The organism is Viridibacillus arvi (genome assembly GCF_001274945.1).
GTDB classification, from domain to species: Bacteria; Bacillota; Bacilli; order Bacillales_A; family Planococcaceae; genus Viridibacillus; species Viridibacillus arvi.
In genome coordinates, this window is sequence record NZ_LILB01000005.1 from 839,626 (window position 1) to 851,958 (window position 12,333).

Annotated in this window: 16 protein-coding genes and 1 other annotated feature (1 of these 17 only partly in view); all 16 genes read right to left on the reverse strand. The window is 36.6% G+C overall.

Annotation, left to right across the window (positions count from 1 at the left end):
- Positions 1–24 (reverse strand) — a binding site (T-box leader); it reaches 202 nt to the left of the window's first position.
- Between the two features lie 50 nt (positions 25–74).
- The 16 genes from AMD00_RS13370 to ftsW all read right to left on the reverse strand — a co-directional run bounded on the left by AMD00_RS13370 (position 75) and on the right by ftsW (position 12,333).
- Positions 75–584: a DivIVA domain-containing protein gene (locus AMD00_RS13370; RefSeq protein ID WP_038183899.1), complete on the reverse strand. Its 510-nt coding sequence runs from the start codon at positions 582–584 to the stop codon at positions 75–77.
- A gap of 98 nt (positions 585–682) precedes the next feature.
- On the reverse strand, positions 683–1,471 hold the full coding sequence (locus AMD00_RS13375; RefSeq protein ID WP_053417526.1) for a YlmH family RNA-binding protein: 789 nt from the start codon (positions 1,469–1,471) through the stop codon (positions 683–685).
- Between the two features lie 69 nt (positions 1,472–1,540).
- Entirely contained in the window at positions 1,541–1,807 is a 267-nt protein-coding gene (locus tag AMD00_RS13380; protein ID WP_053417527.1) for a YggT family protein, read from the reverse strand.
- Between the two features lie 24 nt (positions 1,808–1,831).
- Positions 1,832–2,344, reverse strand: a complete 513-nt coding sequence (locus tag AMD00_RS13385) for a cell division protein SepF (RefSeq protein ID WP_053417528.1) — start codon at positions 2,342–2,344, stop codon at positions 1,832–1,834.
- Positions 2,344–3,033 carry a YggS family pyridoxal phosphate-dependent enzyme gene (locus tag AMD00_RS13390; protein ID WP_053417529.1) on the reverse strand — a complete coding sequence of 230 codons (690 nt, stop codon included), beginning with the start codon at positions 3,031–3,033 and terminating at the stop codon, positions 2,344–2,346. The genes AMD00_RS13385 and AMD00_RS13390 overlap by 1 nt, the downstream gene beginning before the upstream one ends.
- An 83-nt stretch (positions 3,034–3,116) precedes the next feature.
- A complete protein-coding gene (locus AMD00_RS13395) occupies positions 3,117–3,350 on the reverse strand; it encodes a PRC-barrel domain-containing protein (protein WP_053417530.1) in 234 nt (77 codons plus the stop codon).
- An 85-nt stretch (positions 3,351–3,435) separates the two neighbouring features.
- Positions 3,436–4,221: an RNA polymerase sporulation sigma factor SigG gene (gene sigG / locus AMD00_RS13400; RefSeq protein WP_038183877.1), complete on the reverse strand. Its 786-nt coding sequence runs from the start codon at positions 4,219–4,221 to the stop codon at positions 3,436–3,438.
- Between the two features lie 94 nt (positions 4,222–4,315).
- Positions 4,316–5,023 (reverse strand): RNA polymerase sporulation sigma factor SigE, encoded by a 708-nt coding sequence (gene sigE, locus AMD00_RS13405; RefSeq protein WP_038183874.1) that lies wholly within the window; start codon positions 5,021–5,023, stop codon positions 4,316–4,318.
- 19 nt (positions 5,024–5,042) lie between these two features.
- Entirely contained in the window at positions 5,043–5,873 is an 831-nt protein-coding gene (locus tag AMD00_RS13410; protein ID WP_053417531.1) for a sigma-E processing peptidase SpoIIGA, read from the reverse strand.
- A 177-nt stretch (positions 5,874–6,050) separates the two neighbouring features.
- Positions 6,051–7,217, reverse strand: a complete 1,167-nt coding sequence (ftsZ, locus tag AMD00_RS13415; protein ID WP_053417532.1) for a cell division protein FtsZ — start codon at positions 7,215–7,217, stop codon at positions 6,051–6,053.
- A gap of 49 nt (positions 7,218–7,266) precedes the next feature.
- Positions 7,267–8,544 (reverse strand): cell division protein FtsA, encoded by a 1,278-nt coding sequence (gene ftsA / locus AMD00_RS13420; protein WP_053417533.1) that lies wholly within the window; start codon positions 8,542–8,544, stop codon positions 7,267–7,269.
- 97 nt (positions 8,545–8,641) lie between these two features.
- Positions 8,642–9,010: a small basic family protein gene (locus AMD00_RS13425; RefSeq protein WP_038183861.1), complete on the reverse strand. Its 369-nt coding sequence runs from the start codon at positions 9,008–9,010 to the stop codon at positions 8,642–8,644.
- Between the two features lie 3 nt (positions 9,011–9,013).
- Positions 9,014–9,733, reverse strand: a complete 720-nt coding sequence (locus tag AMD00_RS13430; RefSeq protein WP_053417534.1) for a DUF881 domain-containing protein — start codon at positions 9,731–9,733, stop codon at positions 9,014–9,016.
- Between the two features lie 25 nt (positions 9,734–9,758).
- The gene (locus AMD00_RS13435) at positions 9,759–10,487 is read right to left on the reverse strand and encodes a DUF881 domain-containing protein (protein ID WP_053417535.1); all 729 of its coding nucleotides are present in this window, start codon (positions 10,485–10,487) and stop codon (positions 9,759–9,761) included.
- A complete protein-coding gene (locus AMD00_RS13440; protein WP_053417536.1) occupies positions 10,465–11,259 on the reverse strand; it encodes a cell division protein FtsQ/DivIB in 795 nt (264 codons plus the stop codon). The genes AMD00_RS13435 and AMD00_RS13440 overlap by 23 nt, the downstream gene beginning before the upstream one ends.
- A 24-nt stretch (positions 11,260–11,283) precedes the next feature.
- On the reverse strand, positions 11,284–12,333 hold the full coding sequence (gene ftsW / locus AMD00_RS13445; RefSeq protein ID WP_053417537.1) for a putative lipid II flippase FtsW: 1,050 nt from the start codon (positions 12,331–12,333) through the stop codon (positions 11,284–11,286).

The window sequence follows — 12,333 nt, forward strand, 5'->3', positions numbered from 1 at the left end:
TACTGTCTCCATCATAACTTTTTCTTTGATATGTTGACATTATAGAAAACAGAAAGCATTCAGTCAAGTATCGTTTACTCTACCGGTGTATCCAAGCGCTCTAATTCTGTTGAATCAATTTCATACTCCAATAAATGATCCCAATCATCTGATTCAATCAAATCTAACTGGGCCTCAACAATCATTTTGAAACGATTACGGAATACTTTAGATTGTTTTTTCAACTCTTCAATTTCTAGTGCAATACGACGTGCTTTTGATAAAGCTTCGTTAACAATACGATCAGCATTCTTCTCAGCTTCTTTAACAATCAATTTTGCTTCTTTCGTTGAATTACGTCGTACTTCTTCAGCGGCTTCTTGTGCAATGACAATTGACTTTTGAAGAGTTGATTCAATAGAGTTATAGTGACCAATCTGCTCATTCGAAGTTAGTAATTTACTTTCTAGCTCTTTTTTCTCTTTTAAAACAACTTCATAGTCTTTTATGATTTGCATTAAAAACTCATTGACTTCATCTTCATTGTAACCTCTGAAACCACGGGTAAACTCTTTATTATGTATATCAACAGGCGATAACGGCATTTTCTACACTCTCCCTTATAGCATAATATATATTGTAAACTATTATACAGGTCATTAATGGTAAGTACATCGAAAAAACAACAAATTTAATGAAATTGTTATGTTTTTCTTTCCATACGACCAATATTAATGCGAATTTTATCTTTTTTTGTTCTTCCTTCAATAGCTCTTATCATAAATCTCCCAAATCCTCGGATCGATAGTAAATCGAGTTCATGCAGTTCAAAAGAAATATTTTCTCGAATTGTAAAGTTAACCTTCACTTTTCCGCTATTAATAAGTGCTGCAGATTTCTGACGAGATATATTAAACACAGAAGCGATAACTGTATCTAAACGCATCGAACTTACTGTCATCATTTCATCCGTCCAAACTTCTTCATTCGGTAATAACATTTCGGTTGAATTTAGTGCTTCAACATATACTTTTACCTTACCAATTGAAGTGAGATTAGCTCTCACATAATCTTCCACTTCTGAAGCAATAGCAAATTGGGCTGTAGAGTTGTCTAATCTTATATCTCCAAATTTCTCTCTACCTAAACCCAGTGATAGTAACGCCCCTAAAACATCTGGATGCTCAAGCTGAACAAACTTAGAAGGATAGCGCAAATGAAATACCGTGATTTGATAATCCTCTTCTACTGGTTCAAAATAGGAAGGGTATATAAGAATTCTTCTGCGCTCTGCTTCATCAAATGCACCAAAATACGCCATTTCAATATCGCCCTGATGTCCAATGATTGACTGTACAATAAATCGTTGACGCGGATCTAGAAAGTCCGTTAACTTTGGCGCATAGCGATCTTCTACTTCCATACGCCAGCCACTAACTTGATCAATAAATTCACGCTCTTCTGGTCGAAAATGCTGGAATATCTCTTCCATAACACCCCTCCTTTCTTAATAAAAAAACCCCACATTCATATTGTGGGGAAGAGTGATATTGTCTAGAAACTAGAGTAAAAATCCATTAAACAAACTTACTACTCCTTGATTTGCCAAATTCAATACAAATAATGCTACGATTGGCGAAATATCAATCATACCTAATGGTGGAATAAAACGTCTAAATAACTCTAAATATGGATCACAAATTTTACCTAAAATTTGTCCAAATTTAGACTCATATGCCGCTGGAACCCACGACATAAAAATATAAATGATAAGCGCAATTGAATAAAAGAAAATCAATCTTGAAATGATAGTACCTACTATATACATAAATTATTAAACTCCTCAGTTTGATCAGTCTTCATAATAATATTCAGAAATATTACCGTCAACTTCTACATTATCTGGTGTGCATAAGAATATGTCCGTGCCAATACGTTTTATATCTCCACCTAGTGCACATATTGTACCACTTAAAAAGTCAATTATACGAATACCTTGCTCTTTATCTATACGTTGTAGATTTACAACTACTGCACGCTTGCTTTTTAAATGTTCAGCAATATCTTGAGCTTCTGCATAGACACGTGGTTCGGCTAAGACAACCTTAGAAGCTTTTTGTGTAATACTTACTAGATTAGGTGTATTTGTATGTTCAGTTGCCACATTCCGTCGCTCCTTGTTGCTTACTTTTTTAACTGCTGGTTGACTTACTGCAGCTTGATGAACAGGTTGTGACATGACTCTTTGTTGGCGTTGCTCTTGCTGTTGTTGTGGTTGTTGTTGTGATTGTTGTGGTTGCTCATAGTAGTCTTCATCTTCTTCTTCTAGTAAAAAAAAGTTCTTAATTTTATCCTTCATGCTCATTAAGAATCCCTTCTTTCGTTGCCAACTAGAGCCGTACCAATTCGAACATACGTTGCACCCTCTTCGACAGCGATTTCATAGTCATTTGACATTCCCATCGATAAATCATGACATGGTGCATGAGCATATCCGTTTTTTTCGACTTCCAATTGTAGTTTTTTAAGATTTTTAAAAACGTTGCGAACTACTTCTAAGTCTTCTGTATTTGGGGCCATTGTCATTAAACCCACTACGCGAATACGAGAATATTGCGATAGTTGCTCTATAAACGGTATGACTTCTTCTGGTTGCAGACCATGCTTTGATTCTTCGCCTGAAACATTTACTTGTACAAAACAATTCACAATACGTGTTGCTCGTTTTTCGATTTCATCTGCTAAACTAATACGATCTAAAGAATGTAGATAATCAATTTTATCGATGACTTGTTTGACTTTACGAGTTTGCATCGAACCGATATAATGCCATACAGCACCATCAATAATTGATTCTCTTTTTTCTAACAAGCCTTCTGGACGATTTTCGCCTAATTGATTTAATCCTGCATCAAGCGCTTCAATAGCCCGTTCAGTAGACACTTGCTTTGTAACTGCGATAATTGATACATCTGCTACTTGTCTACCTACCCTGTTTGCTGCTTTTTCAATCTTTAGCTGAATTTCTTCTAAGTTATTTATAATTAACGTCATTTTATTCCCATCTTTTCAAAGATACTTGTTAACTTATTGTACCAAGCCACGCATGAATTATCAATGAATAGTCATACATTTCACTATCGTGCTTTCACTAATATAACATCCTTCCCAACTACAAGAATATCTTCTATACGAATTTTCATTGCATCCTTATCACTTTGTGAAAATTGAAAGAATCTCTTCGGTTCGGATACGACGAATGCCTCAATCAAGCCCGTTTCTTCCGACAATACTGCGTCTAGGACAAATCCTAAAAAACGGCCATTGCCTGCTTCAATAATTTCTTTTCTTTGGATATCAGAAAATCTCATCTACATCCCTCCTAAATCAGTCTATGAAGGGAAATAGCAAAAAACGCATCAACTTTTATAGTTTGATACGTTTTTGCCATAGTTATTAATTATCGTATTGTGATATTTGCTTTTGAATTGTTTTGATAGCACTTTTTTCAAGCCTAGAAATTTGAGCTTGCGAAATTCCTAATTCGTTAGCTATTTCTGTCTGCGTCTCACCATAGTAAAAACGTTTTGCTAAGATTTTTTGTTGCCGTTCATCTAGCTTCATAACATTTTCTTTCATGGTTACATAAGTCAACCATCGTTCTTCAGAAACCGCATTATCTTTTAGTTGATCCATCATATAAACTGGATCGCCACCATCTGAATAAATTGGCTCATGCAGTGACATTGGTTCTTGAATTGCATCTAATGCAAATAATATATCCTCTTGCGGCAAGCCTGTCATACGCGCTAAATCAGATAGCGTTGGTTCACGCAATTGCTCATTGATAAACTGTTCTTTAGCCTGCATCGCCTTATAGGCAATATCACGCAATGAACGAGCAACGCGCAGTGGGTGATGGTCCCGCAAATGCCTGCGAATCTCCCCAATAATCATTGGCACTGCATAGGTTGAAAATCTCACATTATGAGACAAATCAAAATGATCAATTGATTTCAATAAACCAATACAGCCGACTTGAAACAGGTCATCAGCCTGTTCACCACGATATGCAAAACGCCCCACAATACTAAGTACTAATCGTAGATTGCCCATAACGAGCTGATCTCTTACTTCCTCTTGGCCACTTTGCAATTGGATAAATAACTGACGCATTTCCTCATGCTTTAATACAGGTAACTTTGCAGTATCTACACCGCATAAATCCACTTTTGTTCGCATAGTCATTTCCTCCGGACGCTTCTTTCTTTGTTGTAAATTCAGTTTGTCCGTTAAACGTCAGAATATGCGGTGGAAAAATGACCAATTTCAACCATTACATAGTTGGTTGATTTAAATTTTCACGTAATTCATGAATAATTTTCTTTTCTAAACGAGAAATATAAGATTGAGAAATGCCGAGATGATCCGCCACTTCCTTCTGTGTCATCTCTTCTCTACCATTTAGACCAAAACGACATTCCATAATATAGCGTTCGCGCTCTTCCAAAATATGAATTGCTTGAAACATATGTTGGCGCTCGATTTTTTTTTCAACATTATCTGTAATAATATGCTCGTCCGTTCCTAAAATATCCGATAGTAATAATTCATTACCATCAGCATCTGAGTTGAGCGGTTCATCTAAAGACACTTCACCTTTAGTTCGACTTGTTTTACGTAAGTGCATTAAAATTTCATTTTCGATACATCTAGAAGCGTATGTAGCGAGTTTGATATTTTTTTCAGTATTAAAAGTTTCAATTGCTTTTATTAATCCAATAGATCCAATACTGATTAAATCTTCAATTGGTGTATTTGAATTATCAAAACGTCTAGCAATATAAACTACTAAACGCAAGTTACGTTCGATTAACGTATCTCTAGCACTCATATCTCCTCTCATAAACGCCGCAATAACTTCCTTCTCCTCCTCTTTTTTCAATGGTACAGGCAGCGATTCATGACTTCCTATATAAAAAGTACCCTTCGTTCTCCAAGTAATGAACTTTTGCTGTAGCCAGTGCCAAAATTTTCGAATCATGTAAAAACCCCTTCCATCATTATTGACAAAGCGTTGAAACATTTAGAATGACATCTACTTGCTGTGGGAAATGATCTGATTCCCTTGTAAGTACGAAAAAACCCGGTGCGATAAAGAAACCATCTTCCCCGTGTACCTCCCACTGATCAAAGCGGAAAGCGATTCCATAAACTGCTTTTTCTTGTACCGTTGAGAATCGAATAACCGTCAACTTACTTTGTAACTCTTTCGGGAACATCGATAATTTGTAAGGATTAGATGATTGCCAGCTCTGTAGTGCAGTTTTTAGCACATCATCCATACGATCTTCTAAAGCACTCCAAGCAATAAAATGAACAGCCCTACCAGTTAATGGTTCGATGCAACTATTTCCTGTATCGATAAAGCCTCTTAATTGCCAACTCTGCCCTTGAAACGTCATTGTCGTATCAAATACAAGCCCACGCTCAAGCGATTGCTGTTTACTAACGGTCCATCTATTTTGTAATAGAACAAGCCCAGCAACAGCTATAATACTGCTGGTCGACGCAAAATAGACAGTAGGCATTTTAAAAAATAGTGGCTCAAAAGCAGTTAATAGACCGCCTGCAAATAATGAAGCCACAATACAAATAACAGCACTTTTTAGCCATTTCATAAAATGAAAACCAAAAGCACTAATTGTCATCACGACAAAAGCAAAAATCATTGGTATAACAGATTGACCAATAAAGACAACGACACATGCACCTATTAGCGCGCTTAACAACAATCTTTTTCTCGACACTTGCAATGCACCAATCTTACTTGAAAAGGACAAGACAATGTAATTGAAAATTGTATTGAGCGCTAAAATAACTTCTCCGTACATGACACCGCCTCCCTATTGAAAGGTTAACATTCTATAACTTCAAAAAATGTCAAACTGTGAAGTGATTCCGCAAAAAATTGCGACAGAAAAAAGTGAATACTGACATTTTTTTGCAGATATTTTCCGCAAAATAAAAAGCTCACACAATAAATTGTGTGAGCTAGTTAGATCAATAAATTAACGTCTTTTTTGGCGATTACGTAAGAATGTTGGAATATCTAAAGCATCATCTTGAGATTGTGACGTTTGTGTTTGTCGAACAGGCTCTTGATGTACTTTTACTTCTTCTTGTCTTACTTCACGAACAGCTTGTTGAGAAGCCGCTGTAACAGCTTGACGACCAGCACCGATTCCGCCTCTACCAGCTGATCGAGGGTCTACAGGCATATCATCATCTGAGAATCCAGTTGCAATAACTGTAACGATGATTTCATCTTTCAAGTTATCATTAATTACCGCACCGAAGATAATATTCACATCTTCATCAGACGCTGCAGATACAATATCAGCTGCATCCCCGACTTCATAAAGACCTAGGTTTGAACCACCAGTCATATTCATTAGGACACCTTTAGCACCATGAATCGATGTTTCAAGTAATGGACTTGAAATCGCCTTTTTAGCAGCTTCTATTGCACGATTTTCTCCAGACGCAATACCAATACCCATTAATGCAGAACCTTTATCAGACATAATAGATTTCACGTCTGCAAAGTCTAAGTTAATAAGACCAGGTGTTGCAATTAAATCTGAGATACCTTGTACACCTTGACGAAGAACATTATCTGCTTCACGGAATGCTTCCAACATTGGTGTGTTTTTATCTACTATTTCAAGCAGTCGGTCATTTGGAATAACAATTAATGTATCAACCGCTTCTTTCATTGCAGTTGTACCGCCATATCCTTGTGATTGACGTTTTCGTCCTTCAAAAGTGAATGGACGTGTTACAACGCCTACTGTTAATGCACCTAAATCATGAGCAATTTGAGCAATAACAGGTGCAGCACCTGTACCTGTACCGCCACCCATACCTGCAGTAACGAATACCATATCTGCTCCACTTAACGCTTCTTCTAACTGTTCTTTACTTTCTTCAGCAGCCTTTTTCCCAACTTCAGGGTTTGCTCCTGCACCTAAACCACGTGTTAATTTACCACCAATCTGTAATTTCACATCAGCTTTCGATAGTTTTAATGCTTGTGAGTCTGTATTCACGGCAATGAATTCTACACCTTGTACACCATGTTCAATCATACGATTGACTGCATTATTACCGCCGCCGCCAACGCCGATTACTTTAATCACTGCTAGTTGTTCGACATCTGTATCAAATTCTAACATCTCTATTCCTCCTATTTTAGCTCATTGTGTGTAGAGAAAGCCGCCTATATTATTCTAAAAATTTGGTTAAGAAATTCCGAACCTTACCAACTACGCCTTCTTTTTGCTCTTGTGTATCATAAGCGGTTGGCACTTTTGTATTTGACTCTGTATTTTGAATTGGTCCTAGCGGTTTGTCATCGCTATAATCTCCGAGAAACTCGGATTCCATATATGCATAACGGATTAAGTTTACTGCTGATGTATATTCAGGTTCTCTTACACCGATATATTCAGGCGTGTAAACTCTTACTCTCGTTTGTAACACATGGCGAGCTAGTTGAGAAATACCTTCTAATTTGGCAACGCCACCAGTTAATACGACGCCACCTGGTAAATCTTGAATACCCATCCGATACAACTCATCGATTATCAATTCGAATAATTCTTCCAATCGAACACCGATTATTTCGGATATGTACCTTTGACTAAATTGTTCCTTTGTATCTCCATCAATAACTGGCACTTCAAATAGTTCATCTTCTGAAGCATCGTCGTAAAATGCATGTCCATAGTCAATTTTAATCTTCTCAGCTTGTTCTGTAGGTGTTTTTAAGACAATCGACAAATCTTTAGTAATATGTTCTCCACCTACTGGAATAACAGCTGTGTGAGTGAAATGCTCATCTTTGAAAACAGCAATTGTTGTTGAACCACCGCCAATATCAATAAATGCAGTGCCTCGGTTCTTTTCATCTTCAGTTAATGCAAATTCACCTGCAGCAAGTGACTGTAAGTAAATTTCTTGTATATCCAATCCCGCTTTTTCAACGCAACGGAGTACATTATGCAGGATTGTTTTAGAAGTAGTAATTAATGTGCCATCCATTTCTAATCGGATACCAATCATACCTCGAGGGTCTTTGATTTCATCTAAATTATCTACTATAAATTGTCTAGGAACTAAATTGACTAGCTCTCTCTCTGGCGGAATAGACATCACTTGTGCCGATTCCATTACGCGATCTAAATCCTCATCGCCTATTTCACGGTTGTCACTATTAACAGCAACTACCCCTTTAACAGGTTGAAGCATAGCCTGATTGGCAGGAATACCTAGAATAACTTTATTAATAGTCATCCCTATCATTCTTTCGGCTTGTTCGACCGCTTTTTTAATAGATTGTACTGTAGCATCTATATCTACAATACTTCCTTTGCGAATGCCAGTAGATTTTACATTCCCTACTCCTATTACATGTAAAGTCTCATTATTTACTTCTCCAATAACGACTTTAATGGATGATGATCCTATATCTAGTGATACATATAATTCTGAGTGACTCAATCTGTGGCACCTCCTTCAACAACTCTTATCAATATTCTATTGTAAATTGAGTAACTTGTCTAAATAAATTCCTGTTTTTTCGAAAAAATTCCTTCTATTAGACTGCTTTTTCAGATTGTTTTGCTTTTTTATCGTTCCATTTTGATAATAATATCCTTCTTATGATAGCAATATTTTGGAAAAGTCGCACTCCAAAAGCGAAAACGGCTGCCAAATAAAGATCTACACCTAAGTGAACTCCTAAAAAAGCTAATCCTGCTGCTAAAGCAATATTAAAGAAAAAACCTGTCACGAAAACATAATCATCATATACTTGTTGTAATTGTGCTCTTATCCCACCAAAAAGAGTATCTAAAGCTGCAAGGACTGCAATTGATAAATAACTTTCATAAATTGTAGGTATCTGAACGTCAGTTAACAGACCAAGGGAAATACCTAATAGTAAACCTAGTAACGGTAACCACAAATCCTATTCCCCCTTTGTCGTTTCTGATAAAAATTTATTATGAAAAGATTGATCAAATCCATTTAAAGTTACCTTCTTTTGTGGTTTTCCAATTGATAAAGTTAAATTATCAAGATAAAAATCATCTGCAATGGATGAAGATTCCAAATAACTTGCAAGTTTATTAGCATCCGCTAAAGTACTTGTACCAATAGTTATCATAAATGGTGGTGTTCGAACAGCCAAACTATTAACAGTTGTTTGTCCATTAATATCACGAATAGCTGTCGTTTGAACGATTCTCTTACGATCAATCACAACTGCATTGCCCTTAAAACGATTAATATCATTGACAAGCTTTACTAATAAATCTGGCGAGATATTTGGAACTGCTTGTCCTAATACCTTTGCCTCAGGTGAAGCATCCACTCTAAGCACTAAACCCGGAGATGTTATTGCTGTTAATCCAGCTTCTTGTTTCAACCCTTGAACTGTTTCCCTCAATATGCGATCTGGACTATCATTATCCATATTCTCATATTTACTGATCGTGGAATTTAATTGCTGAATGTTTGCTAACAGTTCTGAATGACGCTGCTTTTCTAGCGATAGTTCCCGGCGAATATCCCATAAATCACGTGTATCACGTTGTTGTGGATTTTTCACTGTGTTATACTGCATCGCTAACATAAATCCAATGATGAATAATACGATGATGAACGGTGTATGCATTTTACGCTTCAATCTAACGCCTCCTTACCTTAGGCCATTAAGAATTTCCTTGGACGGCAGGCATGACGAGCTGCTTACTACCATCTATCGTCACAATAATATTATCATCAATGAGTTGGTCATAAACGCCACCTGCTAGTGTTAAGCCTGCAGACAATACCTTTGGGTCACCTACTGCTTCAATGACAAATGGTGCTGGGAATTGGTCATCATCAATCGTGATAACTGGACCATTACATTTTATATAAGAATTAGCTTTTAATCGATGACCATTAATGGCAATCGCTTGAGCTCCAGAAATCTTTAATTCATTTAATACTTTGAATACGTGACTTTCATGTACAATGTAGTCATTCGGGTTAACCGATTTCGGATCATATTCAGCATCTTGTAGCGTCACTGTCACACCATATCCTCGACCTGGTATTTTACCAAGTAAAAGGCGTAGATCATCAGCCTGCTTTACTAAATCTTTATATCCTTCTTTACTACCCGAAAAGTCTTGTTCATAATCTTTTATTTTTTGTTGTAATAGTAATTTTTCTTCTTCAAGTTCTTTATTACGTTCTTGTTGAGCAATTAAACCTTCACGTAATTGTTCTTTTTTTTCAAAATCAGAAGAGTTTGTTTCAGTCATCGTCGTATCTTTTGTCTTTGCCATATTATAGGCATACGCGAAAAGAAAGCCCAGTGCAATCGAAACTACTAAAAAGGCAAATTGATGTTTAAACGAATGACGTTTTTTATTGGCCGGTTGTTTGGTCATCTACTTCCTCCTTTGAAGTTGGTTTACCATATTCACTCGAATACGAGCGATAGAATGAACCTACTTCTAAGTCAATAACCCCTTTTTCACCTTTTTTGACTTGCGAAATAATAGATGGATAATACCGCAATTTCTCAGCCAATGTCGTAATAGTTGCACGAACTTCAAAACCATCATTCATAAATAAACGCACCGCATAAGGATTGGATTTCGTTGGAACAGCATTTACTTGAGAAATTAAAGTCATTAGTTCTTGATCGACCTTGTCCAACTGTTTAATCATCTTAAGTAATAAGGCGTCTTCTTTGAAACCAACCAAGATGGGTAAATTCAAATCACGTGGGATTTCATCTAAGCTGTAAATCACACCATTTTGCAACACCAAATTATATTGACCACCATTCTTAATAAAAGCTTTTTTATCATACTCTTTTACTTTTATAGTCACAGTGTTTAACCAATTACGTTCAACTGATACACTCTCGATCCAATCTTTTTTTTGAAGGGTCTCCTCAATATTTTTTGGCTTAAACCCCCACAAAGAATCCCCTACACGGATGTTACTATGCTTTGTGTAGTATTCTGCTTTTTTTAATTGACCACCAGTTACTTTAATTTCCCCTATATGACTTAATGATGATTGAAAATAAAGAAGTGCCAGTAAGATAATGCCGAAAATGGCTAGCAATATTGTAAACCGCTGATTCGTCCGTTTTTTACGACGTTCACGAAGCGTAGGAATACGTTCTTCTATATCTATAATTTTCTCCATACTGTGCACTCCTTCCTCTTTTATTTATACTCTTTTTGTAAAATTCCAAATTACACCGACTATAAGCCAAGCGGACATTAGGGATGAACCACCATAACTTATAAAAGGTAAAGTAACTCCTGTAACGGGTAGTAAGCCTGAAACAACTCCAATATTCAAAAACGCTTGAAAACCTAGCATACTAATCAATGCTGCAACACTGTAATAATAGCTTAATTGCTGCGTTCTGACGGCCAAAGCATAACCGGAGTATAATGCCACCGCAAAGGTTATAACGATCAATGCTGCGCCTATAAAGCCTGTTTCCTCAGCAATGATAGAAAAGATAAAATCATTTTGTGGTTCGGGTAAGTAGAGATACTTTTGCCTACTGTTACCAAAACCATGTCCAAACAAACCAGCTGGCCCAATTGCAAGTAGGGATTGGATTGCTTGGAAGCCGCTACCTAAAGGGTCAGACCAAGGATCCAAATAGGCCTCTATACGCTTTAATCGATATGGAGCCGCCATTATTAAACCCACTAAACCACTTATACCAATCATTATTAGAAAAACGTAAAAACGAATTGGATAACCAGCTATAAAAAGTAAAGCAAAGGATGATACGAGTAAAATAAACGCAGAACCAAAATCAGGTTGCAGCATTATAAGCGCTGCTGGCAATAAAATCAAAACAAAGTGAATTAATTGAATAGTTCTTTCCGTACTTTTCTTACGTGCTAATACAAAGCTTAATTTTACAAGCAATGCAATCTTAGCAAATTCAGCAGGCTGAATACTAAGGGGTCCAAAAGCAATCCAGCTTTGAGAACCATTTCGCACGGCGCCTATTCCAGGAATCAATACCGCTATTAAAAGTAAGAGTGAAAATATGTACAGTATTGTCCAACTTTTTTCCATTCTTAGAAGGGAGCTATTGGAAACAACATAAAATGCTGCGACTGCCACACCTAGATAAATTAGTTGCTTAAAAAGAAAAGGGGCAGTATTACCATAGTGTACCTTGCCCCAATAAGTCCCTGCAGAATAGACGAAAACAATGCCTATCAATGTCAATAAAATGATTGCACTCAT

Excerpts from the sequence above, each read along its gene's own strand:
- AMD00_RS13370 (WP_038183899.1), bottom strand. The coding sequence starts at position 584 with ATGCCGTTATCGCCTGTTGATATACATAATAAAGAGTTTACCCGTGGT.
- AMD00_RS13375 (WP_053417526.1), bottom strand. The coding sequence starts at position 1,471 with ATGGAAGAGATATTCCAGCATTTTCGACCAGAAGAGCGTGAATTTATT.
- AMD00_RS13380 (WP_053417527.1), bottom strand. The coding sequence starts at position 1,807 with ATGTATATAGTAGGTACTATCATTTCAAGATTGATTTTCTTTTATTCA.
- AMD00_RS13385 (WP_053417528.1), bottom strand. The coding sequence starts at position 2,344 with ATGAGCATGAAGGATAAAATTAAGAACTTTTTTTTACTAGAAGAAGAA.
- AMD00_RS13390 (WP_053417529.1), bottom strand. The coding sequence starts at position 3,033 with ATGACGTTAATTATAAATAACTTAGAAGAAATTCAGCTAAAGATTGAA.
- AMD00_RS13395 (WP_053417530.1), bottom strand. The coding sequence starts at position 3,350 with ATGAGATTTTCTGATATCCAAAGAAAAGAAATTATTGAAGCAGGCAAT.
- sigG (WP_038183877.1), bottom strand. The coding sequence starts at position 4,221 with ATGCGAACAAAAGTGGATTTATGCGGTGTAGATACTGCAAAGTTACCT.
- sigE (WP_038183874.1), bottom strand. The coding sequence starts at position 5,023 with ATGATTCGAAAATTTTGGCACTGGCTACAGCAAAAGTTCATTACTTGG.
- AMD00_RS13410 (WP_053417531.1), bottom strand. The coding sequence starts at position 5,873 with ATGTACGGAGAAGTTATTTTAGCGCTCAATACAATTTTCAATTACATT.
- ftsZ (WP_053417532.1), bottom strand. The coding sequence starts at position 7,217 with ATGTTAGAATTTGATACAGATGTCGAACAACTAGCAGTGATTAAAGTA.
- AMD00_RS13435 (WP_053417535.1), bottom strand. The coding sequence starts at position 10,487 with ATGACCAAACAACCGGCCAATAAAAAACGTCATTCGTTTAAACATCAA.
- AMD00_RS13440 (WP_053417536.1), bottom strand. The coding sequence starts at position 11,259 with ATGGAGAAAATTATAGATATAGAAGAACGTATTCCTACGCTTCGTGAA.
- ftsW (WP_053417537.1), bottom strand. The coding sequence starts at position 12,333 with ATGAGTGCAATCATTTTATTGACATTGATAGGCATTGTTTTCGTCTAT.